At 69.7% G+C, this 24,606-nt stretch carries 20 protein-coding genes; 5 read left to right on the top strand and 15 right to left on the bottom strand.

All coding sequences use genetic code 11. From position 1 onward, the window contains the following. Positions 1-156: 156 nt before the first annotated feature. Complete coding sequence (gene dnaE, locus ACIREO_RS15700) at positions 157-3,693, bottom strand: DNA polymerase III subunit alpha (protein WP_404109576.1); 3,537 nt, start codon at positions 3,691-3,693, stop codon at positions 157-159. A 169-nt stretch (positions 3,694-3,862) separates the two neighbouring features. Between dnaE and ACIREO_RS15695 the strand changes: the two genes are divergently transcribed. From ACIREO_RS15695 to ACIREO_RS15685, 3 genes are all read left to right on the top strand, one after another. Next, positions 3,863-5,188, top strand: a complete 1,326-nt coding sequence (locus ACIREO_RS15695; RefSeq protein WP_404109574.1) for a DUF2252 domain-containing protein — start codon at positions 3,863-3,865, stop codon at positions 5,186-5,188. A gap of 85 nt (positions 5,189-5,273) precedes the next feature. Next, entirely contained in the window at positions 5,274-5,999 is a 726-nt protein-coding gene (locus ACIREO_RS15690) for a hypothetical protein (protein ID WP_404109571.1), read from the top strand. 49 nt (positions 6,000-6,048) lie between these two features. After that, positions 6,049-6,864: a thioredoxin domain-containing protein gene (locus ACIREO_RS15685; protein WP_404109568.1), complete on the top strand. Its 816-nt coding sequence runs from the start codon at positions 6,049-6,051 to the stop codon at positions 6,862-6,864. Positions 6,865-6,943: 79 nt separating this feature from the next. Here the strand turns inward: ACIREO_RS15685 and ACIREO_RS15680 are convergent, their stop codons facing one another. Further along, positions 6,944-7,522 carry a dienelactone hydrolase family protein gene (locus tag ACIREO_RS15680; protein ID WP_404109566.1) on the bottom strand — a complete coding sequence of 193 codons (579 nt, stop codon included), beginning with the start codon at positions 7,520-7,522 and terminating at the stop codon, positions 6,944-6,946. Positions 7,523-7,560: 38 nt separating this feature from the next. Between ACIREO_RS15680 and ACIREO_RS15675 the strand changes: the two genes are divergently transcribed. After that, a complete protein-coding gene (locus ACIREO_RS15675; protein ID WP_404109563.1) occupies positions 7,561-8,703 on the top strand; it encodes a mechanosensitive ion channel family protein in 1,143 nt (380 codons plus the stop codon). A 23-nt stretch (positions 8,704-8,726) separates the two neighbouring features. Here ACIREO_RS15675 and ACIREO_RS15670 read toward each other — a convergent pair whose 3' ends face one another. The 5 genes from ACIREO_RS15670 to ACIREO_RS15650 all read right to left on the bottom strand — a co-directional run bounded on the left by ACIREO_RS15670 (position 8,727) and on the right by ACIREO_RS15650 (position 13,441). Continuing rightward, positions 8,727-10,313: a Na+/H+ antiporter gene (locus ACIREO_RS15670; protein ID WP_404109560.1), complete on the bottom strand. Its 1,587-nt coding sequence runs from the start codon at positions 10,311-10,313 to the stop codon at positions 8,727-8,729. Between the two features lie 114 nt (positions 10,314-10,427). After that, positions 10,428-10,904 (bottom strand): GNAT family N-acetyltransferase, encoded by a 477-nt coding sequence (locus ACIREO_RS15665; RefSeq protein WP_404109557.1) that lies wholly within the window; start codon positions 10,902-10,904, stop codon positions 10,428-10,430. Then, positions 10,901-11,842: an RluA family pseudouridine synthase gene (locus ACIREO_RS15660; protein WP_404109554.1), complete on the bottom strand. Its 942-nt coding sequence runs from the start codon at positions 11,840-11,842 to the stop codon at positions 10,901-10,903. The genes ACIREO_RS15665 and ACIREO_RS15660 overlap by 4 nt, the downstream gene beginning before the upstream one ends. Before the next feature lie 23 nt (positions 11,843-11,865). Further along, on the bottom strand, positions 11,866-12,480 hold the full coding sequence (gene lspA / locus ACIREO_RS15655; protein ID WP_404109552.1) for a signal peptidase II: 615 nt from the start codon (positions 12,478-12,480) through the stop codon (positions 11,866-11,868). Between the two features lie 148 nt (positions 12,481-12,628). Next, complete coding sequence (locus ACIREO_RS15650) at positions 12,629-13,441, bottom strand: TraR/DksA C4-type zinc finger protein (protein WP_404109550.1); 813 nt, start codon at positions 13,439-13,441, stop codon at positions 12,629-12,631. 566 nt (positions 13,442-14,007) lie between these two features. Here ACIREO_RS15650 and ileS point away from each other — a divergent pair. Beyond that, positions 14,008-17,157 carry an isoleucine--tRNA ligase gene (ileS, locus tag ACIREO_RS15645; RefSeq protein WP_404109547.1) on the top strand — a complete coding sequence of 1,050 codons (3,150 nt, stop codon included), beginning with the start codon at positions 14,008-14,010 and terminating at the stop codon, positions 17,155-17,157. Positions 17,158-17,388: 231 nt separating this feature from the next. Here ileS and ACIREO_RS15640 read toward each other — a convergent pair whose 3' ends face one another. The 8 genes from ACIREO_RS15640 to murG all read right to left on the bottom strand — a co-directional run bounded on the left by ACIREO_RS15640 (position 17,389) and on the right by murG (position 24,600). Continuing rightward, positions 17,389-18,543 (bottom strand): DivIVA domain-containing protein, encoded by a 1,155-nt coding sequence (locus ACIREO_RS15640; protein WP_404109544.1) that lies wholly within the window; start codon positions 18,541-18,543, stop codon positions 17,389-17,391. Between the two features lie 49 nt (positions 18,544-18,592). Continuing rightward, positions 18,593-18,889, bottom strand: coding sequence for a YggT family protein (locus ACIREO_RS15635; protein ID WP_404109541.1), 297 nt, complete (start codon positions 18,887-18,889; stop codon positions 18,593-18,595). A gap of 67 nt (positions 18,890-18,956) precedes the next feature. After that, entirely contained in the window at positions 18,957-19,568 is a 612-nt protein-coding gene (locus ACIREO_RS15630; protein WP_031098945.1) for a cell division protein SepF, read from the bottom strand. Between the two features lie 127 nt (positions 19,569-19,695). Next, a complete protein-coding gene (locus ACIREO_RS15625; RefSeq protein WP_404109538.1) occupies positions 19,696-20,415 on the bottom strand; it encodes a YggS family pyridoxal phosphate-dependent enzyme in 720 nt (239 codons plus the stop codon). A 6-nt stretch (positions 20,416-20,421) separates the two neighbouring features. Then, positions 20,422-21,153 (bottom strand): peptidoglycan editing factor PgeF, encoded by a 732-nt coding sequence (gene pgeF / locus ACIREO_RS15620; RefSeq protein WP_404109535.1) that lies wholly within the window; start codon positions 21,151-21,153, stop codon positions 20,422-20,424. A gap of 17 nt (positions 21,154-21,170) precedes the next feature. Beyond that, positions 21,171-22,385 (bottom strand): cell division protein FtsZ, encoded by a 1,215-nt coding sequence (gene ftsZ / locus ACIREO_RS15615; RefSeq protein ID WP_404109533.1) that lies wholly within the window; start codon positions 22,383-22,385, stop codon positions 21,171-21,173. 276 nt (positions 22,386-22,661) lie between these two features. Then, complete coding sequence (locus tag ACIREO_RS15610) at positions 22,662-23,456, bottom strand: cell division protein FtsQ/DivIB (protein WP_404109530.1); 795 nt, start codon at positions 23,454-23,456, stop codon at positions 22,662-22,664. Positions 23,457-23,505: 49 nt separating this feature from the next. Next, on the bottom strand, positions 23,506-24,600 hold the full coding sequence (gene murG, locus ACIREO_RS15605) for an undecaprenyldiphospho-muramoylpentapeptide beta-N-acetylglucosaminyltransferase (protein WP_404109528.1): 1,095 nt from the start codon (positions 24,598-24,600) through the stop codon (positions 23,506-23,508). Positions 24,601-24,606: the final 6 nt, after the last annotated feature.

Here is a 24,606-nt window from a genome sequence, read left to right as displayed (position 1 = left end):
CCTACTTGGTCCGGGGGGGGGGGGGCGGGGGGGGCGCTCTTTTAGTCGCTGTTTGGGTGGGGGCCCCCCCCCCCCCCCCGGGCCGCCCCGGGGGGGGGGGGGGGGGGGCCCCCCCCCCCGGGGGGGGGCCGCCCCTCTCGTGGGTGCGGGGGCCGGTCAGCCTGCCAGGCAGGACGGGCCGAGCAGCACCTTCAGGTCGCCGAAGAGCGCCGGGTCGGCCTTCACCCGGTGCCGGTCGAGCCGGAGCACCGTGGTCTTGCGGGGGCCCTGGAGCCTGATCCGCACCTCCGTGTCGCCACGGTGGCTGTTGAGCACCTCGCCGAGCCTGCTGACCATGGGCGGGGTGATCTTGACCGTGGGGATGGTCAGCACCACGGGGGCGTTGGTGCCCGCGTTCGAGATGTCGGGGACCTGCATCTCCATGGCGACCAGGCGCGGTACGTCCTCGCGCTTGTCGAGGCGTCCCTTGACGAAGACGACGGTGTCCTCGACGAGCTGGGTGGAGACCAGCTGATAGGTCGCCGGGAAGAACATGCACTCGATGGAGCCCGCGAGGTCCTCCACGGTCGCGATGGCCCAGGCGTTGCCCTGCTTGGTCATCTTGCGCTGGAGGCCGGAGATGATGCCGCCGATGGTGACGATCGCCCCGTCGCTGTGCTCACCGCCGGTGAGCTGGGAGATCGCGGCGTCGGACTTGTCGCTCAGCACGTGCTCGATGCCGAAGAGCGGGTGGTCGGATACGTACAAACCGAGCATCTCGCGCTCCTGCGCGAGCAGGTAGGACTTCTCCCACTCGATGTCGGAGAACTCCACGTCGAGCCCGAAGCCCGGCTCGTCGCTGTCCTCCTCGCCGCCGCCGAAGAGGTCGAACTGTCCCTCGGCCTCCTTGCGCTTGACCTGCACCACGTTGTCGATCATCGGTTCGTGGTGGGCGACGAGGCCCTTGCGGGTGTGGCCCATCTCGTCGAAGGCGCCGGCCTTGATGAGCGACTCCACGGTGCGCTTGTTGCAGACGACCGCTTCGACCTTGTCGAGGAAGTCGGGGAACGTGGAGTACTTCCCCTTCGCCTTACGGCTCCGGATGATCGAGTCGACGACGTTCTGGCCGACGTTGCGGATGGCGGTCAGGCCGAACAGGATCACGTCGTCGCCCTGGGCGGCGAAGTTCGACTCGGACTCGTTGACGTTGGGCGGGAGCACCTTGATGCCCATGCGCCGGCACTCGTTGAGGTAGACCGCCGACTTGTCCTTGTCGTCCTTGACGGAGGTCAGCAGGGCCGCCATGTACTCGGCCGGGTAGTTGGCCTTGAGGTAGGCGGTCCAGTAGGTGACCAGGCCGTACGCCGAGGAGTGCGCCTTGTTGAAGGCGTATCCGGCGAAGGGGACCAGGACGTCCCAGAGTGCCTTGATCGCCGCGTCGGAGAAGCCGTTCTTCTTGGCGCCGGCCTCGAAGAGGACGAAGTTCTTCGCCAGCTCGTCGGCCTTCTTCTTGCCCATCACGCGGCGCAGGATGTCGGCCTCGCCGAGCGAGTAGCCGGCGACGATCTGGGCGGCCTTCTGCACCTGCTCCTGATAGACGATCAGGCCGTAGGTGAGCCCGAGGACCTCCTTGAGGGGCTCCTCCAGCTCCGGGTGGATCGGGGTGATCTCCTGCCGGGCGTTCTTGCGCTCGGCGTAGTTCGTGTGGGAGTTCATTCCCATCGGACCGGGCCGGTACAGGGCCGAGACGGCGGAGATGTCCTCGAAGTTGTCGGGCTGCATCTGGCGCAGCAGCGAACGCATCGGCCCGCCGTCGAACTGGAACACCCCGAGCGTGTCACCGCGGCACAGCAGTTCGTACGTCTTGGGGTCGTCCAGCGGGAGCGCGAGCATCTCCAGGTCGATGCCCTTGTTGGCCTTCACCATCTTGATGGCGTCGTCCATGATCGTCAGGTTGCGCAGGCCCAGGAAGTCCATCTTGAGCAGGCCGAGCGACTCGCACTGGGGGTAGTCCCACTGTGTGATGGTCACACCGTCGGAGTGCCGCACCCAGATCGGCGCGTGGTCGACGATCGGCTCGCTGGACATGATCACGCCGGCGGCGTGCACGCCCATCTGCCGGACGAGGCCCTCGACGCCCTTCGCGGTGTCGATGACCTTCTGGACGTCTGGCTCGTTCTCGTACATCCCCCGGATCTCGCCCGCCTCGCTGTAGCGCGGGTGCTTGGGGTCGGTGATGCCGCTGAGGTCGATGCCCTTGCCGAGGACGTCGGCGGGCATGGCCTTGGTGAGGCGGTCACCCATCGCGTACGGGTAGCCGAGGACCCGCGCGGAGTCCTTGATGGCGTTCTTCGCCTTGATCTTGCCGTAGGTGCCGATCATGGCGACCTTGTCGGCGCCGTACTTCTCGGTGACGTACCGGATCACCTCGACGCGCCTGCGCTCGTCGAAGTCGATGTCGACATCGGGCATGGACACGCGCTCGGGGTTGAGGAAGCGCTCGAAGATCAGCCCGTGGGTGATCGGGTCGAGGTCGGTGATGCCCATGGCGTACGCGACGATCGAGCCGGCGGCGGAACCACGGCCGGGGCCGACGGCGATGCCGTTGTTCTTGGCCCACATGATGAAGTCGGCGACGACGAGGAAGTACCCCGGGAACCCCATCTGGATGATGATGTCCATCTCGTACTCGGCCTGCCGCTGCCGGTCGTCGGGGACACCGCCGGGGTAGCGGCGGTCCATGCCGACCCGGACCTCCTCCTGGAACCAGGTGATCTCGGTGAAGCCCTCCGGGATGTCGAACTTCGGCATCAGGTCGCGCTTCTCGAACATCCCCGTGGTGTCGATCTGCTCGGCGACCAGGAGCGTGTTGCGGCAGCCCTCCTGCCAGGCGTCCGAGGCGTCGACGGCGTACATCTCGTCGGTCGTCTTCAGGTAGTAGCCCGTGCCGTCGAACCGGAAGCGGTCCGGGTCGGAGAGGTTCTTGCCGGTCTGGATGCAGAGCAACGCGTCGTGGGCCGTCGCCTCGTTGGCGTAGGTGTAGTGCGAGTCGTTCGTCACGAGCGGCGGGATGCCGAGCTTCTTGCCGACCCGCAGCAGGTCGTCGCGGACCCGGCGCTCGATGTCGATGCCGTGGTCCATCAGCTCCAGGAAGTAGCGGTCCTTGCCGAAGATGTCCTGGTATTCCGCCGCCGCCTTGACCGCCTCGTCGAACTGGCCGAGGCGCAGGCGGGTCTGCAGCTCACCGGAGGGGCACCCGGTGGAGGCGATCAGGCCCTCGGACCACTTGGAGATGGTCTCCTTGTCCATGCGCGGCCACTTCTGCAGCCAGCCCTCGGCGTACGCGTCCGAGGAGAGCTTGAAGAGGTTGTGCAGCCCGGTGCTGTTCGCCGCCCAGATCGTCTTGTGGGTGTAACCACCGGAGCCGGAGACGTCGTCGCGCTTCTGGTGCGGCTGGCCCCACTGGATCTTGCGCTTGTGCTTGCGCGACTCGGGGGCGACGTAGGCCTCGATCCCGATGATCGGCGTCACCCCGGCCTTCTGGGCCGAGTGGAAGAAGTCGTAGGCGCCGTGGAGGTTGCCGTGGTCGGTCATCGCGATGTGCGACATGCCCATCGTGTTCGCCGCCTCGAACATGTCCTTGAGCCGCGCGGCACCGTCCAGCAGCGAGTACTGGGTGTGGACGTGCAGGTGCGTGAATGGCGGCTTGCTCACGGCGCTGTGCCTCCGGGGAAACTCGGGATGACGGCTGGGGTCGACAGCGTGGAAGTCTACGTCTCCGAGGTGACAAGCGACGGGCACTCCGGGGTACGGTCGCGCGTTGGAAGGGCGGGGACACCCGTCCCATTTGTCATGCACGCCATGCACCAGGAGGCACCCAGCGATGTCGGACACGCAGACCGGCGCAGAACAGCGCGGGGAGCAGATTCTCGCAGTTTTCGACACCGCGTTCGGGCAGCTCCTGGCCGCCGATCCCGCCGCTTTCCGGGTCAAGTTCCGCAAGATGGCGGGCTCGGCCTTCGCGTTCTACCGGGGCTCGGCCGGCCTGTTCTACGCCGATCTGGACCGTGAGCAGCACACCGGCGCCTATCTGGACGAGCGCACGAGCAGGGTGTGGATCCACGGCGATCTGCACGCCGAGAACTTCGGCACGTACATGGACGCCAACGGCCGGCTCGTGTTCAACGTCAACGACTTCGACGAGGCCTATGTGGGCCCCTTCACCTGGGACCTCAAGCGCTTCGCCGCCTCCGTCGCCCTGATCGGTTACGGCAAGGCGCTGGGCGACGACCAGATCACGGAGCTCGTCCAGGTCTACGCCGCCGCGTACCGCGAGCGGATCCACGCCCTGGCGACGGGCGCCAAGAACGACGAGGTGCCGCCCTTCACCCTGGACACCGCCGACGGCCCGCTGCTCGGCGCGCTGCGCGACGCCCGTGCGCTGACCCGGTTCGGCCTGCTGGACTCGATGACGGAGATCCGGGACTTCGAGCGCCGGTTCTCCGCCGACGGCGGCGCGATCGACCTGGACGCGGCGACGCGGTACAAGGTGCTCGCGGCGTTCGACGGTTATCTGGAGACGCTGCCGGAGTCGAGCCTCACCCGGCCCGACTCGTACCGGGTGAAGGACGTCGTCGGCCGCCGGGGCATCGGCATCGGGTCGGCCGGTCTGCCCTCGTACAACATCCTCCTGGAGGGCAACAGCGACGCCCTGGAGAACGATGTGGTGATCTACCTCAAGCAGGCGCAGACCCCTGCCGTGTCCCGGCACGTCACCGACGCGGCCGTGCGGGACTACTTCCAGCACGAGGGGCACCGCACGGTGATCTCGCAGCGTGCCCTCCAGGCGCACGCCGACCCGTGGCTGGGCTGGACCGAGCTGGACGGGTCCGGGCAGCTGGTCGCCGAGGTCTCTCCGTACGCCGTCGATCTGGACTGGTCCGACATCGACGAGCCGGAGGAGATCGCGGCGGTGGTCGCCGATCTCGGCCGGGCCACGGCGACGATGCACTCGGCGGCGGACGACGAGAGCGGGCACTCGCTGGTGCCGTTCTCCACGGAGCGCGCGATCGACGCGGCCATCGCGGCCGACGAGGAGGGCTTCGCCGGACTGCTGGTGGACTTCGCGCACAGCTACGGCGCGCGTGCCCGCGCCGACCACCAGATCTTCGTCGACCTCTTCCGCAACGGCCGCATCCCGGGCCTGTAGGGCTCCTCCGCGTGGGGCCCGGATCCGGACCCCACGCGGAATCCTTAGGGCTCGCTTACAGGAACGCATGACACACTCTCCGGCGATGGACGTATCAGGGACACAGTTCAGGGCGGTACGCGCGGCGCTGTTCACCGCGCTCGTCGTCACGCTCTCGTCCGCGTCCCATGTGCTGCTCTCCCGGGTTCCGCTGCCGATGGCCGCCGTCGCGCTGCTGGCCGGCGCCGTCTTCGCCGTGGCGTTCGCGCTGGCGGGCAGGGAGCGCGGCTTCGGAGCGATCGCCGGGCTGCTGGTTCCCCTGGAGCTGGCCGCCGACACGGTGTTCACCACCGGCCAGCACCTCTGTTACGGGGCGGCGGGCGGCCCGATCGCGGGACCGCTGCGCTCCGTGGGCGTCGATGTGCTCTGCGGCGGCGAGGCGGGGCCCGGCGCCGACGGGCTCTCCGGTGTGGCCTCGGTCGGCGCACCGCTGGCCGGGGTGACCGGCAAGGGCGACCACGCGGCCACCCTGCTGGCCTCGCCGGGACCCGCTGTCCCGTGGCTGCTGCTGGCCGCGCATGTGACGGTGGGCCTGCTGGCCGCCGCCTGGCTGCGGCGCGGCGAGTCCGCGCTCGCGGGACTGCTGCGCGCGGCGGCGGCCGTCGCCTTCCGGCCGCTGCTCACCGCGGCCTCCGTGGTGGGCACGGCGCGGCGCGCCGCGGAGCCCGGTGCCCGGTGCGCCGGGCGCCCGCACCCGCTCGCCCCGGCCCGTTTCCTGGTGCACTCCGTGGGGCGGAGAGGCCCGCCGCGTCCGGCTCTCACCCCTGCCTGAGTACGCGGTAACTCCCCTTGATCCATCCCCACCTCCACGGAGCACCCCCATGAGCAAGCGCAACAACCAGACCAACAAGAGCGCCGCCCGCGAGCGGCTGCGAGCGGAGCGCGAGCGCCAGGCCAAGAAGGACAAGACGCGCAAGCAGATCGTCGTCGGCGTCTCGGTCGTCGCGGTGCTCGCGATCGCCGGCGGTGTCAGCTACGGCGTGATGCAGCTGAACAAGCCCTCCGCCTGGGAGGCCGCCGCGGACGCGAAGAACGTCACCGCCCCCAAGAACACCTCGGGCGACGACGGCACGACGGTCGTGATCGGCGAGTCGAGCGCCAAGAAGACCCTGGAGCTGTACGAGGACTCGCGCTGCCCCATCTGCTCCACCTTCGAGCAGACGGTCGGCGGGACCGTGGCCAAGGACGTCGAGGACGGCAAGTACAAGATCAAGTACGTCGGCGCGACCTTCATCGACAACGCGGACAGCGGCGAGGGCTCGAAGAACGCCCTGAGCGCGCTGGGCGCGGCGCTGGACGTGAGCCCCGACGCGTTCCTGGAGTACAAGACCGCGCTGTACTCCGCGAAGTACCACCCCGAGGAGACGAACGACAAGTTCGCCAAGGACAGCTACCTCATCGAGGTGGCGGACACGGTGAAGGCTCTGAAGGGCAACAAGGCGTTCCAGAAGGCCGTCGAGGACGGCACGTACGACGCCTGGGCGGTCAAGATGTCCAAGGCGTTCGACAAGAGCGGGGTCGAGGGCACGCCGACCCTCAAGATGGACGGCAAGACGCTCACCGCCGAGGGCAGCAAGAACGCCCCCATGACGGTGGCCGACTTCAACAAGGCTGTCACCGCGGCGCTGAAGGGCTGATCCGCACCCGCGCCAGACCGGCCGGCAAGAGCTCGACGGCAGGGGCCGCGCACCCGGGTGCGCGGCCCCTGCGGCACGGCTACAGCGTGGCGAGGAAGCCGAGCGCGACCTTCCAGGTCAGGTCGGCGGCGGCCTGGTCGAAGTCGGGCAGGTCGGGGTCGGTGTACAGGTGCCCGGCCCCGGGATAGCGGTAGACCTCGACGTCGGCCCCGGTCCGCTGCATCTGGAGATACCAGCTGTTCAGCCAGTCCGGCGACTCGAACACGTCGGGGTCGGCGACGTGCAGCTGTACGGGCAGCTCGTCCACCGAGGCGTTCTCGGCGATGTCCGACGTGCCGTGGAGCAGCAGCAGCCCGCGTGCCTTCGCGTCGCCGAGCGCCAGGGTCTGCGCCACCGACGCACCGAACGAGAATCCGGCGTACACGAGACCCTGGTCGGAGTAGGGCGCGGCGGCCAGCACGGCGCGCTTGAGCAGCTCGTCCTTGCCCACCTGCTCCTTGAAGGCCATTCCGTCCTCGACCGTCTCGAAGGTGTGCCCCTCGAAGAGATCGGGCACGCGCACCTCGTGCCCGGCTGCGCGCAGCCGCTCGGCGGACGCGTGCACGGCCGGCCTCAGACCGTAGGTCGAGTGGAAAAGCATGATGTTCATGCGGTCCATGGTGCCATTGCCTGCCCCGACTCCTGGAGGAAGACGGAATGGAGAACGTACTGCGCCCACTGCTCGTGGTGGGCGGGTCGCTGCTGATCACCCTGCTGGTGGGCTGGCTGGTCGACCTGCTGCTGCGCCGCGCCGACAGCAGGCATCACGAGACACCCGTCTGGGGCCTGCTGCGGCTCTGCCGTCCGCCCCTGCAGGTGGTGCTCTGCACGGCGCTGCTGAGAGCCAGCTACGGCCAGCTCCGGCTCGACGTGGTGCGGGACCACCGGGGTGCGATCGGCCAGGTGCTGACCCTGGTGCTGATCGCGGCGTCCGCCTGGCTGGTGATCCGCGTCGCCGCCACGATCGTCCAGTCCTCGTACGCGCGCTACGCCACCTCCACCCGTGATCCCGCCCGTGTCCGGCGGGTCCGGACCCAGGTCACGCTGATCCAGCGAGTGGTCACCGCGGTGGTGGCGACGGTCGCGATCGCCGCGATGCTGCTCACCTTCCCCGCGATGCAGACCGTCGGCACCTCGATGCTGGCCTCGGCCGGTGTGCTCGGCATCGTCGCCGGTGTCGCGGCCCAGTCGACGCTCGGCAACCTCTTCGCCGGCTTCCAGATCGCCTTCGGCGACATGGTGCGGCTCGGAGACACCGTGGTGGTGGACGGGGAATGGGGCACGGTGGAGGAGATCACCCTGACCTTCCTCACCGTGCGGACCTGGGACGAGCGGCGGTTCACGATGCCGGTGTCCTACTTCACGAGCAATCCGTTCGAGAACTGGTCGCGCGGCGGTGTGCAGATGACCGGCACCGTCTTCTTCCAGCTCGACCACTCCGCCCCGGTCACGGCGATGCGGGACAGGCTGCGCGACATCCTCGGCGAGTGCGCCGCCTGGGACGGCCGCGACTGGTCCCTGGCCGTCACGGACACCACCCCCACGACGATCGAGGTGCGGGCGGTGGTCACCGCGAAGGACGCGGACGACATCTGGACGGTGCGCTGTGCGGTGCGGGAGCAGATGATCGGCTGGCTCCGGGACCACCACCCTTACGCGCTGCCCCGGGTCGTGACGTCCCCGGCCGCGCTGCCGCCGGGCGACCACTGGCGGGAGCTGACGGGCGCGGATACCGACCGGACGCCGTCCAACGGCCGGGTGCCGACCCCGGACAAGGCCCCCCGCACCGGACGCGGCTGAACCGCCGCGGGCGGGCCGGCTCGTCAGCGCAGGCTGTGTACGTCCAGGTAGCGCAGCACCCGGTCCACCACCTCGGGGTCCGAGCCCGGCTCGCTGCGGGCGTCGAGCACCGCGTGGCGGGCGGCGGACATCATCTCGCGCTGGATCCTGCCCACCTCCTTGAACCGCTTGGCGCGCTGCGCGTACGCCTCGCGCCGCTCCTCGTCGACCATGTCGGGACTGATCCGCGCCCCGATGTCGTACGCCGCGCGCTGGAGCCGCTCCAGCACCTCCTCCGGGAGTTGCTGGGTGTCCTGGACCTCCTTGAGGCGGATCCTGGCCGCCTTGGCCGCACGGATCGCGAGATCACGCTCCAGTGCCTGCTCGGCTTCGGTGTCCGCCCGGACGTCCAGCTTGCGCACGAGCCAGGGCAGGGTCAGGCCCTGGAGGACGAGGGTCACCATGATGACGACGAAGGCGATGAAGACGATCTCGTCCCGGCCGGGGAACGGCTTGCCGTCGTCCGTCTCCAGCGGGATCGCCAACGCCAGCGCGACGGAGGCCACTCCGCGCATCCCGGCCCACCACATGATGACGGTCTCGCGCACGCTGGTGGGGATCTCCTCGCTGACGTCACGCCGGGTGTGCAGCCGCTGGGCGAGCCAGCTGGCGGGCAGCAGCCACAGGAGCCGGACGCCGACGACGACCGCCGCCACGCCGAGCCCCCAGCCCAGCAGGCGCCCTTCGCGTCCGTCGGCGGTGCCGAAGACGTTGTGGAGTTCGAGTCCGATCAGGCCGAAGGCGACGCCGGTGACGAGTGTGTCGACGATCTCCCAGAAGGACCGGCCGGTGAGCCGCCCCAGGACGTCGTCGGCGTCCGCGGTGTGCTCCGCGAGGAAGAGCGCCGTGGTGAGGACGGCGAGCACGCCGGAGCCCATGAGCTCCTCGGCGAGTACGTAACTGACGAACGGCACGAGCAGGGTCAGGCCGACCTGGAGGGTCGCGTCGCCCAGGAACCCCATCAGCTTGATGGTGAGCCAGCCCAGCACCAGGCCGACCACCACGGCGACCACGGCGGAGAGGACCAGCAGGCCGAAGGCGGCGGGCAGGGAGAAGGTGCCGCTGACGGCGGCGGCGATCGCCACGTGGTACAGGACGATCGCCGTGACGTCGTTGAACAGCCCCTCGCCCTCCAGGATCGACACGAGCCTGCGCGGCAGCCCGACCGATCCGGCCACGGCCGTCGCCGCGACCGGATCGGGCGGGGCCACGAGCGCGCCCAGGGCCACGGCCGCGGCGATGGGCAGGCCGGGCACCAGCGCGTTGGCGATCGTGGCCACGGCCGCCGTCGTGACGAAGACGAGGGCGACGGCCAGCAGGAAGATCGGCCGCTTGTTGGCCGCGAACTGCCGCCAGGAGGTGCGCTGCACGGAGGCGTAGAGCAACGGCGGCAGGACGGCGGGGAGGATGAACTCCGGCGGGATGTCCACGTCGGGGACGAAGCTGGCGAAGGCCATGACGATCCCGGCGAGGGTCATCAGAATCGGTGCGGGAAGACGCAGACGCTCCCCGAGCGGCACCGTGACCACCGCTCCGAGCAGGAGCAGGAGCAGGAGTGCCATCTGGTCCACGTTGTGCCTTCCGCAGCGCGCCGGGCCCCGGGGCCCGTTGATCAGCCGGTCAGAGCCCCCAGCCTGCCACGGGCGACCGGCGGGCCTGCGGCAACCCCCCTGCGGGACGCGCGGTCAGAGCGCCCGGCGCATGGCCCGGTGCGGAATTCCGGCGTCCGGGAACTCGGGTCCGTACGCCGTGTAGCCGAGCCGCTCGTAGAAGCCGAGGGCGTGCGTCTGGGCGTGCAGGTCCACAGCGGCCAGGCCCAGCGTGCGGGCCTCCTCCTCTATGGTCCGCACCAGTGCGGCCCCGACGCCCAGGCCACGGGCCGCGCGGGTCACGGCGAGCCGGCCGAGCGACCCGACGGCCCGGTCGCCGCCGTTCCTGTCCACCGCGGCCTCGCCGTGCAGCAGCCGCCCCGTGCCGAGCGCGGAACCGTCCGAGGCCACGGCGATGACATGCACCGCCGAGGCGTCATGGGCGTCGTACTCGATCTCCTCGGGCACCTGCTGCTCACCGACGAAGACGTCCTTGCGGACCTGGAAACATGCCGCGAGGTCGCTCTCGCCGAGGGCCCTGCGGGTGCTGTACGGGGCGGGCCCGGGGTTCACTCGCTCTCCGCCACGATCGTGTCGAGCGCGTGGCGCAGGTCGTCCGGGTAGCCGCTCTCGAATTCGACCCAGCTGCCGTCGGAAGGGTGCTCGAAGCCGAGGCGGACCGCGTGGAGCCACTGCCGGGTCAGGCCGAGGCGCTTGGCCAGGGTGGGGTCGGCGCCGTAGGTCAGGTCGCCGACGCAGGGGTGACGGTGCGCGGACATGTGCACGCGGATCTGGTGCGTGCGCCCGGTCTCCAGCTTGATGTCGAGCAGGCTGGCCGCGCGGTAGGCCTCGATGAGGTCGTAGTGCGTCACGGAGGGCTTGCCCTCGGCGGTGACGGCCCACTTGTAGTCGTGCTGCGGGTGGCGGCCGATGGGGGCGTCGATGGTGCCGCTCATCGGGTCGGGGTGGCCCTGCACCAGTGCGTGGTACTTCTTCTCGACGACCCGGTCGCGGAACTGTGCCTTGAGCAGGGTGTAGGCCCGCTCGGACTTGGCGACGACCATCAGGCCCGAGGTGCCGACGTCCAGCCGGTGCACGACGCCCTGACGCTCGGCGGCGCCCGACGTCGAGATGCGGTAGCCGGACGCGGCGAGGCCGCCGATGACGGTGGTGCCGGTCCAGCCGGGGCTGGGGTGGGCGGCGACGCCGACGGGCTTCATGATGACGACGATGTCGTCGTCGTCATGGACGATCTCCATGCCCTCGACGGGCTCGGCGACGACCTGGACCGGAGCGGGTGCCTGCGGCATCTCCACTTCCAGCCAGGCACCGCCGTGGACCCGCTCGGACTTCCCGGCCACCGCGCCGTCCACCTGGACCTTCCCGGCAGCGGCCAGCTCGGCGGCCTTGGTGCGGGAGAAACCGAACATCCGGGAGATGGCGGCGTCGACACGCTCGCCTTCCAGGCCGTCGGGTACGGGCAGGGTGCGGACCTCGGGATACGTACTCACCAGTCGAGTATGCCTTGCGCCCACTAGTCCTTGTGCACGGTGCCGTCGGGGTCCAGGCCCTTGAAGGAAAGGATCACGATGAGGATTCCGCCGCAGACGATCGCGGAGTCGGCCAGGTTGAAGACGGCGAAGTGCGCCGGAGCGATGAAGTCGACCACCGCGCCCTCGAAGACTCCGGGCGCGCGGAAGACGCGGTCGGTGAGGTTGCCGAGCGCCCCGCCGAGCAGCAGTCCCAGGGCGATGGCCCAGGGCAGGCTGTAGAGCTTGCGGGCGAGCCGGACGATCACGACGATCACGACGGCCGCGATGGCCGTGAAGATGACGGTGAAAGCCTCACCGATCCCGAAGGCGGCGCCCGCGTTCCGGATCGCGTCGAGCTTCAGCCAGTCGCCGAAGATCTCGATCGGCTCCTCGTGCTCCAGCTTCGCGACCACGATCATCTTGCTGATCAGGTCCAGGAGATAGGCCAGGACGGTCACACCGAGGAGGACGAGGATCTTCTTCCTGCCCCGGCCGCTTCCTGCCTCGTCACTCCCCGCCGGGGTCGAGCCCTCGGAGGGCTCCTGGGGCTCAGCCCCCTCGGCCCCCTCGGCATCAGGGATATCCGGCGTACCGATGATGCGCTCCGCCTCTGCCACGTGAGTCCCTCAACCTAGGTGCCTGACTGAGGACGAGGGTACGACACCCCCGGGGGATCAGGGGCTTCAGGACCCGGGCCTCCCCGGCTTCCGGGGGCCACCGGGGCCTTCCGTCCGGATCGGCCCCGATCCGGACGGAAGAGAGGCCCTAGCCGCGCCGCTCCTGCTTCTGCTTGTCCTCCACGCAGAGCGTGGCCCGGGGGAAGGCCTGCATCCGGGCCTTGCCGATCGGCTTGCCGCAGACCTCGCAGAGCCCGTAGGTCCCCGCGTCGAGCCTGGCGAGGGCCCGCTCGGTCTGGTCCAGGGTCTCCTGGGCGTGGGCCGCCAGGGACAGCTCGTGCTCCCTGGTGATGTTCTTCGTACCGGTGTCAGCGTCGTCGTCGCCGGCTCCGTCCCCGGAGTCCCGCATCAGACCGGCCAGCGCCGCGCCCGACGCCTCCAGCTCGGTGCGCAGCCGCAGGACCTCGCCGGTCAGCTCGGTCCGTGCCTCTTCGACCTCCTCCGGGGTCCAGGGGTCCTCCCCCGGCCTGACCGCCAGGTCTCCGGGTGCCGTCGCGGCGCCGGCCCTGGCCGGGGGGACAGCGGTCGCGGTGCCCTCTCCTGCAGCCGTGGTCCGGGCCGCGCTCTTCTTGGCTACCACCGTGTGGGCTCCTGTCTGCTCGGCGGCCTGGGCCGCCCCCGTGGCCTTCTTCGACGCCTTCTTCGACGCCTTCTTGGCTGCGCTCTTCTTCGCCGTGCTCTTCTTCGCCGTGCTCTTCGTCGCCGGCCCGTGGGGCGCCGGGTCCTGACCGGCCTGTCCCGGTTCCGGCGGCTGGGACGCCGCCTTCTTCCCGGCTGCCTTCCTCACCGCCGTCTCCCCGGCCGGCTCCTCCTGGTCCGCGCTCCCGGTCTTCTCCTCGGCAGCCGCAGCCGTGGATCTCTCGGACGCCGTTCTCGATACGGCGGTCTTCTTCGCCACCATGGCCGCGGCCCCTTCACATATTGTGATCTTGCACGCGAATCGTGCTGGGACGATAAGTCGACCCCAGCGCCGCGGCAACGGGGCACGCCGCCGGTTCGCCCCTCCTCACCGCCCGGCAGAGGCGCGCCTGCAACCGTTGTGCCCAGCTCCCCGCGCGGTAATCCGTCCCCGCGCGCTCTCCGGAGACTCCGTCCGTCCCGACTGGCCATTCGGGTCAAGGCCCGCCCCGCGCGTAAACCGGTCGGCCGCCGTCCATGCGGGCCCGTACACTGGCCGCAGCGAGAGGCATGGATGGGACGAGTAGCGTCGTACGCAGCCAGGAGCGACCCGGGGACGGTGGGAGCCCGGGGGCGAGCGCGCCGTGAAGATCAGCCCGGAGCCGCCGGAAGAAAGCTTTGGACCATGGGTTCCACCCACGGGCACAAGGCCACTAGACCCGGCATCGCGACCCCAATGAGGGGGCCACGGGCGCGTGCCCGGGGCCAAGGAGGGTGGTACCGCGGGAGCTGATCCGGCTCTCGTCCCTCCGACGGAAGTGGAAGACGTCCGCCGGAGGAAGCCCGCACATGACATCGCCGCAGTACCGCCAGGTACCCGCCCAGGTCGACCTGCCCGCCCTCGAGCACGCCGTGCTCGACTTCTGGCGCGACAGCAAGGTCTTCGCCAAGAGCCTCGAACAGTCCGAGGGCCGCCCCGAGTGGGTCTTCTACGAGGGTCCGCCGACCGCCAACGGCATGCCCGGGGCCCATCACATCGAGGCCCGCGTCTTCAAGGACGTCTTCCCGCGCTTCCGCACCATGCAGGGCTACCACGTCGGCCGCAAGGCCGGCTGGGACTGTCACGGCCTGCCGGTCGAGCTCGCGGTGGAGAAGGAGCTGGGCTTCAACGGCAAGAAGGACATCGAGGCCTACGGCATCGCCGAGTTCAACGCCAAGTGCCGTGAGTCCGTCACCCGCCACACCGACGCGTTCACCGAGCTCACGACCCGCATGGGCTACTGGGTCGACCTGGACGACGCCTACCGCACGATGGACCCGGAGTACGTCGACTCCGTGTGGTGGTCGCTGAAGGAGATCTTCAACAAGGACCTGCTGGTCCAGGACCACCGCGTCGCCCCCTGGTGCCCGCGCTGCGGCACCGGCCTCTCGGACCACGAGCTCGCCCAGGGTTACGAGACGGTCGTCGACCCCTCGGTCTTCGTGCGCTTCCCGCTGACGAGCGGACCGCTGGCCGGCGAGGCCGCGCTGCTCGTCTGGACGACGACTCCCTGGACCCTCGTCTCCAACACCGCCGTCGCCGCACACCCCGACGTCACCTACGTCGTCGCGACGGACGGCGAGGAGAAGCTGGTCGTCGCCCGGCCGCTTCTGGAGAAGTCCCTCGGCGAGGGCTGGGAACTCACCGGCGAGACCTTCACCGGCCGCGAGATGGAGCGGTGGACGTACGAACGCCCGTTCCAATTCGTAGAGTTCCCGAGCGAGGCGCACTACGTCGTCAACGCCGAGTACGTCACCACCGAGGACGGCACGGGTCTGGTCCACCAGTCCCCCGCCTTCGGCGCCGACGACCTCCTCGTCTGCCGCTCGTACGGCCTGCCGGTCGTCAACCCCGTCCGCCCCGACGGCACCTTCGAGGAGGACCTCCCGCTGGTCGGCGGCGTCTTCTTCAAGAAGGCCGACGAGGCCCTGACCGAGGACTTGGCCGCGAGCGGCAAGCTCTTCCGCCACGTCCCGTACGAGCACAGCTACCCGCACTGCTGGCGCTGCCACACGGCCCTGCTGTACTACGCGCAGCCGTCCTGGTACATCCGCACGACGGCGGTCAAGGACCGGCTGCTCGAGGAGAACGAGAAGACCAACTGGTTCCCCGACTCGGTCAAGAACGGCCGCTTCGGTGACTGGCTGAACAACAACGTCGACTGGGCGCTGTCCCGCAACCGCTACTGGGGCACCCCGCTGCCCATCTGGCGCTGCGAGGACAACCACCTGACGTGCGTGGGCTCCCGCGCCGAGCTGTCGGAGCTGACGGGCACCGACCAGTCGTCGCTCGACCCGCACCGCCCGTTCATCGACGAGATCACGTTCACCTGCTCGCACGAGAACTGCCAGCTGGAGGCGTACCGCGTCCCCGAGGTCATCGACGCCTGGTACGACTCGGGTTCCATGCCGTTCGCGCAGTGGGGCTACCCGTACAAGAACAAGGAGATCTTCGAGAACCGCTACCCGGCCCAGTTCATCTCGGAGGCCATCGACCAGACCCGCGGCTGGTTCTACACGCTGATGGCGATCGGCACGCTCGTCTTCGACAAGTCCAGTTACGAGAACGTGGTCTGCCTCGGCCACATCCTCGCCGAGGACGGCCGCAAGATGTCCAAGCACCTGGGGAACATCCTCCAGCCCATCCCCCTCATGGACCAGCACGGCGCCGACGCGGTCCGCTGGTTCATGGCGGCGGGTGGCTCACCGTGGGCGGCACGCCGCGTGGGCCACGGCACCATCCAGGAGGTCGTCCGCAAGACGCTCCTCACGTACTGGAACACGGTGGCCTTCCAGGCCCTGTACGCCCGTACGTCGAAGTGGGCGCCGTCGGCGGCCGATCCGGCCCCCGCCGACCGCACGGTCCTGGACCGCTGGCTGCTGAGCGAGCTCGGCACCCTGGTCGACGAGGTCACCAAGGCTCTGGAGGGATACGACACCCAGCGCGCCGGCAAGCTGCTCTCGGCCTTCGTGGACGACCTGTCCAACTGGTACGTCCGCCGCTCGCGCCGCCGCTTCTGGCAGGGCGACAAGGCGGCGCTGCGCACGCTGCACGAGGTCGTGGAGACGGTCACCCGGCTGATGGCCCCGCTGACGCCGTTCATCACGGAGCGGGTCTGGCAGGACCTGATCGTCCCCGTCTCCCCGGACGCCCCGGAGTCGGTGCACCTGTCCGACTGGCCGAAGGCGGACCCGGCGTCGATCGACCCGGCGCTCTCCTCACAGATGGCGCTGGTGCGCCGCCTGGTGGAGCTCGGCCGTGCCACACGTGCCGAGTCGGGGGTCAAGACCCGCCAGCCGCTGTCGCGGGCCCTGGTCGCGGCCTCGGGCTTCGAGTCGCTCACGCCGGAGCTGCGCGCCCAGATCACGGAGGAGCTGAACGTCTCGTCCCTGGCCTCGCTCTCGGAGGTCGGGGGCTCCCTGGTCGACACCACGGCGAAGGCGAACTTCCGCGCGCTGGGCAAGCGGTTCGGCAAGGGCGTCCAGGCGGTGGCCAAGGCCGTCGCGGACACCGACGCCGCCGCGCTCAGCCTGGCGCTGCGCGAGGGCACGGCCTCGGTGGAGGTCGACGGCGAGCGGATCGCCCTCGCCCCCGACGAGGTCATCATCACGGAGACCCCCCGGGAGGGCTGGTCGGTGGCGTCCGATTCGGGCGCGACGGTCGCCCTGGACCTGGAGATCACCCCGGAGCTGCGGGCCGCCGGGCTGGCCCGGGACGCGATCCGGCTGATCCAGGAGGCACGCAAGAACAGCGGCCTGGACGTGGCGGACCGGATCGCGGTGCGCTGGACGTCCGCGTCCCCCGCGACAGCCGAGGCCCTGACCGCGCACGCGAGCCTGATCGCGGACGAGGTCCTGGCCCTGGACTACGCGCGGGGTGAGGCGGACGACACGTACGGCACGCCGTTCGAGGACGAGGGCCTGGCCCTCACGTTCCGCCTCCGCAAGACGGAGCGGTAACCGGCAGCACGGAGAGGGCCCGGCCGGACACGTTCCGGCCGGGCCCTCTGCTGTTCCCTACCCGAACCCGGGGGCAGAGCCGGCCAGAACAAGCCCCTCCGGCGATTGAGGAGCGTGGGTCCGGGGGCGGAGCCCCCGGGAACAGGGCACGCAAAAGGGCCGGGCCCCGGGAAATCCCGGGGCCCGGCCCTCAGCCTGCCGACGGCTACGCGCTCAGCGAGCGCGACCCGCTCAGTTGTCGTCCTCGTCGATCAGGAACCCACGCATCGGCGACGGCGCCTGCTGCATCGGCTGCGGCGCCTGCGGCCGCACCGGCGCCATCGGCTGCGTCATCGCGGGCGACATCTGCTGCTGGCCGCCGTACGACGGGCCACCGCCCATCGACTGGTTGCCGCCACCCATCTGCTGGTTGCCGTGACCGCCGTGGTTGCCGCCCATGGTGTGTCCCATCGCACCCGCACCGGCCGGAGCCAGCGAGGGCGACGGCGGCAGCGAGGCAGCGGAGGGGGTCCGCGGCGGAGCCAGCGAGTCGTCGGCCTGGGTCTCCAGCTGACGCAGCTGGCTCTCCAGGTAGGACTTCAGACGGGTCCGGTACTCGCGCTCGAAACCACGCAGGTCCTCGACCTTGCGCTCAAGCGTCGCGCGGGCCGACTCCAGCGAGCCCATCGCCACACGGTGCTTCTCCTGCGCGTCCCGCTCCAGGGCGTCGGCCTTGGCACGGGCGTCACGCTCGAGACCCTCGGCGCGGCTGCGTGCCTCACCGACGATCTTGTTGGCCTCGGAACGGGCCTCCGCGATCGCCTGGTCCGCGGTCTGCTGTGCGAGGGAGAGGACACGGGCGGCGCTGTCGCCACCGGGGCCGCCCTGACCGGGCTGCTGCATCTGCTGCTGCTGCTGCATCTGCTGCATCTGCTGCTGCGGCGCGTGACCGCCCATGGGGCCGCCCTGCATCGGGCCACCCATGGGACCGCCCTGCATCGGGCCGGGGCCGTGCGGGCCCTGCGGACCGGGGCCGTGGCCACCCTGGGGGCCGTGGCCGCTGGGACCGGCAGGCAGCTGCGGTGCGCCACCGGGCAGCTGGGGGGGACCCATCTGCGGGGGCTGCTGCTGCTGCACCGGCGGACCAGATATGGCAGCGGGCACCGGGGCCCCCTGCCGGTCCTGCGGCTCCGGCGGTTTACGCATTCCCTGCTGCTGCTGGTTCTGCGCGGCGGCACGTGTGGCCGCGGCCAGCTTGGCGCGCAGGTCCTCGTTCTCACGGAGCAGACGCGTCAGTTCCGACTCGACCTCGTCGAGGAAGGCATCGACCTCGTCCTCGTCATAGCCTTCTCGGAGCCGGACGGTCGTGAACTGCTTGTTCCGCACGTCCTCGGGGGTCAGCGGCATCTCTTCTTCACCTCTACGTAGTCGTCGGCAGTCGGCAAGACCGTATCGTTCACACGCTGCTCGCAAGCTTGCCCAAGAGGTTGAGCAGAATGTAGACGATGATCATCAGAACGAAGAAGGACAGGTCAAGTGCCACGCCCCCGAGACGCAACGGCGGTATGAACCGCCGCAGAAGCTTCAACGGTGGATCCGTGACAGTGTAAGTGCCCTCGAGAACGACCACCATCGCCTTGCCTGGCTGCCATGAACGTGCGAACTGGAAGACATAGTCCATGACCAGCCGGAAGATCAGCACGATGAGGAAACACATCAGCGCGATATAGACCACATCCAGTGCGACGCCCATGTCTCGCGCTTCCCTCTCCCCTGGCTCTCGTAGCCCCGGCCTCCCGGCCGGGTTGTTCCCGGTGTTCTCAGCTCTGGTTGAAGAACCCGCCCTCTGCGATGCGAGCCTTGTCCTCCGCCGTGACATCGACGTTAGCAGGCGACAACAGGAACACCTTCTGCGTCACACGCTCAATGCTGCCATGGAGACCGAAGACAAGTCCCGCGGCAAAGTCGACAAGTCGCTTCGCATCCGTGTCGTCCATCTCCGTGAGATTCATGATCACCGGAGTGCCCTCGCGGAAGTGTTCCCCGATGGTACGGGCCTCGTTATAGGTCCTGGGGTGCAGCGTGGTGATCCTGTAGGGCTCACGCTCGGACACGACCTTGGGCATGATCACCGGTGCGTTCTTCTCCATGTTCGGGCGGTCAGGTGTGATGGATGCCACGGGGGCGATTCGGGCGGGTCGCCCGCTTTCCGCCGGGAGCTGAACCGGTTCCCGCGGTGCGGGCGGCTGTACCGATCGCACCGGTTCGTCCCGTTCCCGCTCCACAGGATGCGCGGGCTGGTGCCGCCGCCGGTCCCGCTCGGGCTCCGGCTCGGGTTCGAATTCGTCGTCGGGGTCGAACCCCGGACCGTCGTACCCATCGTCCTCCACGAGGCCGAGGTAGACCGCCATCTTGCGCATCGCGCCGGCCATGCTCCGAGTCCTCCGCTCTGTGGTGGATCGGCATTCGTGTCACCAAGTGCCCGAGATCCACTCCGGTCTGCCCACATAAAGCGGGAATGACCATATTTTCTGCTGTGGTCCGACTTGCTTCGCGACGTTACCCGAGCCGGGGTCGGACTCCGAGTACCGCCGTACCGACGCGTACATGTGTCGCCCCGGCCGCGACCGCGTCCTCGAGATCCGCGCTCATCCCAGCAGAGACCATGTTCGCAGCCGGATGGTTCCCGCGCAGGCGGGATGAGATTTCCATCAGCCGGTCGAACGCGGCCCTTTGCCGGCCGGCAAAGGCACCGGCGAGCGGGGCGACGGTCATCAGACCGTCGAGCCTGAGCCCTTCCGCCGCTTCCACCGCGGCAGCCAACTCCTCGATCGCGTCCGGCGCGACTCCGCCCCGGTCCCCGCGCTCGCCGCTCTCCGCGTCGAGGGCGACCTGGATGAGGCAGCCGAGCTCACGCTCACCCCGGACCGCCGCCGCCGAGAGCGCGGTGACCAGCTTCACCCGGTCCACGGACTGCACCACATCGGCATAACCGGCCACGGACCGGACCTTGTTCGTCTGCAACTGTCCGACAAAGTGCCATGTGAGCGACAGATCCGCACAAGCCGCGGTTTTTGGCGCCGCATCCTGATCACGGTTCTCCGCGACCTGCCGCACACCGAGTTCGTGCAGAATGCGCACATCGCTCGCGGGGTAGGTCTTGGTGACCACGATGAGGGTCACTTCTTCCCGTTTGCGGCCGGCCGAGACGCAGGCGGAAGCAATGCGTTCCTCCACCTGTGCCAGGTTTGCCGCGAGTTGAGCCCTGCGATCCGTCATGCCCTATCAGTCCAACCAGACATATCCGGCGAGCCGTCCCGTGGTGCGGTCGCGGCGGTACGAGAAGTGGTCGCCGGATTCCAGGGTGCAGAACGGCGAGCTGTGCCGGTCCCCGACGCCGAGCTCGGCGAGCTGGGCGTGGACCCCGGCCGTGACGTCCACCGCGGGTGTCCCCCAGGCGGTCTCCGACCATGATGCCGGGACGGCCCCCGCGACCTCCGCGCGCATCCGGTCCGGAACCTCGTAACACCGTCCACAGACGGCCGGTCCGGTGCGCGCGGTGATCCGGGACGCTTCCGCCCCGAGTGCGATCATGGCCTCGACCGTGGCCGGGACGACTCCCGCGACCAGACCGGGCCGTCCGGCGTGGGCGGCCGCGACGACACCGGCCGCCGGGTCGGCGAGCAGCACGGGCGTGCAGTCGGCGGTGAGCACCGCGAGCGGGAGTCCGCGCCGCGCCGTCACCACCGCGTCCACGGCGGGGATGTCCGACGTGTCGCCCCAGGGACCGTCGACCACGGCCACGTCACGCCCGTGCACCTGGTTCATCCAGACCACCCGGGCCGGGTCGAGACCGAGGGAACGGGCGGCGCGTGCACGGTTCGCGCGGACGGCGGCGGGGTCGTCACCGACCGCACCGCCGAGGTTGAGCTCCTCGTACGGAACGGCGCTCACTCCGCCCCACCTGTCGGTGAAGGCGAAATGGGCGCCGCCCGCCGAAGACTCCGCGGCTTTCACCGCGTGCTGCGGACCTATCACTTCAAGAAGTCCGGTACGTCCAGCTCTTCGGCCTGGTTGTCCTGGTAGGGACGGGCCGTCGGGACGTGCGGCGGGGTGACCGGCGGCAGCGAGGTCTCGTTCGCCACCGGCGCCGGCTCGGCCGGCGTCTGGGGCTCCTCACGCGGGGGCACGGAGCCCAGTCCGCCGGTCTGGCGGGCCGGCTCGGCGGTCCGGGCCGACGAAGCCGGCTCCTCGCGCTTGCCGGCACCGGCTCCGAGGACGTTCTCCCGGCGGGTCGGCGGCTGTCCGCCGTCGAAGCCGGCGGCGATGACGGTGACCCGCACCTCGTCGCCCAGCGCGTCGTCGATGACCGCGCCGAAGATGATGTTCGCCTCGGGGTGGGCCGCCTCGCTCACCAGCTGGGCGGCCTCGTTGATCTCGAAGAGACCGAGGTCGCTGCCGCCGGAGATCGAGAGCAGGACACCGCGGGCGCCGTCGATGGACGCCTCCAGGAGCGGCGAGGAGATCGCCATCTCCGCGGCGGCCACCGCGCGGTCGTCGCCGCGCGCGGACCCGATGCCCATGAGCGCCGATCCCGCCTCGGACATGACCGACTTGACGTCGGCGAAGTCGAGGTTGATCAGACCCGGGGTCGTGATGAGGTCGGTGATGCCCTGGACACCCGAGAGCAGCACCTGGTCGGCCGACTTGAACGCGTCGAGCACGCTGACCTGGCGGTCCGAGATGGACAGCAGCCGGTCGTTGGGAATGACGATGAGGGTGTCGACCTCTTCGCGGAGCTCGGCGATGCCGTCCTCCGCCTGGTTCGCGCGTCGCCGGCCCTCGAATGTGAACGGGCGGGTGACCACGCCGATCGTCAGGGCGCCCAGCGAGCGAGCGATGTTGGCGACGACGGGTGCGCCGCCGGTGCCGGTGCCGCCGCCCTCTCCGGCGGTGACGAAGACCATGTCGGCCCCCTTGAGGACCTCCTCGATCTCCTCACGGTGGTCCTCTGCCGCCTTACGACCGACGGCCGGGTTCGCCCCGGCGCCGAGGCCACGGGTGAGTTCACGGCCGACGTCGAGCTTGACGTCGGCGTCGCTCATCAACAGTGCTTGCGCATCGGTGTTGATCGCGATGAACTCGACGCCCTTGAGACCGACCTCGATCATTCGGTTGATGGCATTGACACCACCGCCGCCGACACCGATGACCTTGATGACTGCGAGGTAGTTCTGCGGTGCTGCCACGTCGAAGGCCTCTCGCCTCGAGTTACGTGTCGTCGCTTCGCGGTAGTCCCGCCGCGACGACGGATGCCGATTGGGTCGGTCCGAACGCCGACCCAAACCCTAACGTTGAAGTTCAGGGTTACCAGTGTGTCTGCTTCTTGGACTCTTCCGAACAGGACACTAAGTCGACAAGTGGCGCACGTTCAACGAACACGCCGAACCTCCCGTTTTTCTTTTCACCCTATGTGATCACCCGTAGCGCTGACCAACCAGGGGGCTGGCCAGGCCAAACGTGCGTCAACTCTTCGATACCGCAGGGGCGGTGGGGGCACTCACGTCGAAGTGTCCCGCTTTGGGAGAGGCTTTCATGAGAGCGGTGAGCACCCGCGCCTTCACGGGCCCCTCCTCACTGCTTCCCCACATCACCGTGCGCTCCCGGGTCAGTTCCAGAACGACGGAGTCGTACGAGGTGACCCGCACGGTCCTGGTCTCCCCGGCCACCTTCCCCGGAAGGTCTCCCGCTACGCGAACCGCTTCCCGCAGCAGACGGTCACCGCCGAAGCGACGGAGACTCGCTGACTGATCGGGCGTCAGTTCCAGCAGTGGAACATGCGACGGTGCTTTGTCCACGGTTGCGAAGCGCACGCCTTTTGCGTCCACTTCGATGAACTTTTTGCCCTTTTCGACCAACAGAACCGGTTCCCGTTCGGTCACTTTAAGGCTGACACCGTGTGGCCATGACCGTACGACATCCACGGAGTCGATACGAGGCAACTTCTGGCGCAACCGGTCCGCGATCGCGCCGGTGTCCACGGAAATCAGCGGGGAACCGACCGGGGCCGCCGCGGCGGCCTCCACCTCGCTCCGCGTCAGGACGTCGGTGCCCGTGGTCGCCACCCGTTCCAGCCGCAGCCAGGACGAGCCGTAGAGCACCCAGACCGTGGCCGCGGAGATCAGCACGACGCCGACAGCGGCCAGGATCAGCCGCGTACGGCCGGTCGGTCCTCGCCCCTGGGGGCCGATGTGCGGCGGGCGGGCCGGGGTGTCGGCCCGCCCGGCCTCGCCGCGCTGGGCGGTCGTCGGTCCGGCCACGCTCGCTCCTTCGCCGGACCCGGGGCGCGCGCCCCGGGTCCGCACCGCCTCACGCCTTGCGGCGTGCGGCAATCGCTTCGTACACCATGCCGACGAGCAGGTCGTCGGCGTCCCGTCGCCCGAACTCCGCGGCGGCACGGGACATCTCGTACAGCCGGTGCGGGTCCGAGAGCACCGGAAGGACGTTGCCCTGCACCCATTCCGGGGTGAGCGCCGCGTCGTCGACCAGGAGACCACCGCCGGAGTTGACCACCGGCTGGGCGTTGAGCCGCTGTTCGCCGTTGCCGATCGGCAACGGGACGTAGGCGGCGGGCAGCCCGACGGCGGAGAGTTCGGCGACGGTCATCGCGCCCGCGCGGCAGAGCATCATGTCGGCCGCGGCGTACGCGAGATCCATCCGGTCCACGTACGGTACCGGGATGTAGGGCGGCATCCCGGGCATGTTGTCGACGCGCGGCATTTCGTTCTTCGGGCCGACGACATGCAGGATCTGGATGCCGGACCGCTGGAGCAGCGGCGCGATGCGCTGGACCACCTCGTTGAGGTGGCGGGCACCCTGTGAGCCGCCGGAGACGAGCAGCGTCGGCAGGTTGGGGTCGAGGCCGAAGGCGGCACGCGCCTCCGGGCGGACCCTGGCCCGGTCGAGGGTGGCGATCGTCCGGCGCAGCGGGATGCCGATGTAGCGGGCGCCGCGCAGCTTGCTGTCCGGGGTGGAGACGGCTACCCCGTGGGCGTACCGCGAACCGATCTTGTTGGCCAGGCCCGGCCGGGCGTTGGCCTCATGGACGACGATCGGGACCCCGGCGCGCTTGGCGGCGAGGTAGCCGGGCAGGGCCACGTAGCCGCCGAAGCCGACCACGCAGTCCGCCTGGGTGCGCTCCAGGATCTGCTCGGCGGCCTTGATGGTGCCGCGCAGCCGTCCCGGGACGGTGATCAGCTCGGGGGTGGGCTTGCGCGGCAGCGGTACGGCAGGGATCAGTGCCAGTTCGTACCCCCGCTCGGGTACGAGCCTGGTCTCGAGTCCGCGTTCCGTGCCGAGGGCAGTGATTCCCACGGTCGGGTCCTGCCTCCGCAGGGCGTCTGCGAGGGCAAGCGCGGGCTCGATGTGCCCGGCGGTCCCCCCGCCGGCGAGTACGACATGCACCGAAAT

It is taken from the genome of Streptomyces sp. NPDC102441 (genome assembly GCF_044765585.1).
GTDB lineage: Bacteria > Actinomycetota > Actinomycetes > Streptomycetales > Streptomycetaceae > Streptomyces.
This window is presented reverse-complemented; position numbering and strand designations above follow the sequence as displayed.

Bases quoted from the DNA above. Each gene is read 5' to 3' on its own strand.
- ileS (WP_404109547.1), top strand. From the start codon at position 14,008: ATGACATCGCCGCAGTACCGCCAGGTACCCGCCCAGGTCGACCTGCCC.
- ACIREO_RS15685 (WP_404109568.1), top strand. From the start codon at position 6,049: ATGAGCAAGCGCAACAACCAGACCAACAAGAGCGCCGCCCGCGAGCGG.
- ACIREO_RS15675 (WP_404109563.1), top strand. From the start codon at position 7,561: ATGGAGAACGTACTGCGCCCACTGCTCGTGGTGGGCGGGTCGCTGCTG.
- ACIREO_RS15630 (WP_031098945.1), bottom strand. From the start codon at position 19,568: ATGGCCGGCGCGATGCGCAAGATGGCGGTCTACCTCGGCCTCGTGGAG.
- ACIREO_RS15650 (WP_404109550.1), bottom strand. From the start codon at position 13,441: ATGGTGGCGAAGAAGACCGCCGTATCGAGAACGGCGTCCGAGAGATCC.
- ACIREO_RS15680 (WP_404109566.1), bottom strand. From the start codon at position 7,522: ATGGACCGCATGAACATCATGCTTTTCCACTCGACCTACGGTCTGAGG.
- ACIREO_RS15625 (WP_404109538.1), bottom strand. From the start codon at position 20,415: ATGACGGATCGCAGGGCTCAACTCGCGGCAAACCTGGCACAGGTGGAG.
- ACIREO_RS15640 (WP_404109544.1), bottom strand. From the start codon at position 18,543: ATGCCGCTGACCCCCGAGGACGTGCGGAACAAGCAGTTCACGACCGTC.
- ACIREO_RS15690 (WP_404109571.1), top strand. From the start codon at position 5,274: ATGGACGTATCAGGGACACAGTTCAGGGCGGTACGCGCGGCGCTGTTC.
- ACIREO_RS15695 (WP_404109574.1), top strand. From the start codon at position 3,863: ATGTCGGACACGCAGACCGGCGCAGAACAGCGCGGGGAGCAGATTCTC.
- ACIREO_RS15635 (WP_404109541.1), bottom strand. From the start codon at position 18,889: ATGGGCGTCGCACTGGATGTGGTCTATATCGCGCTGATGTGTTTCCTC.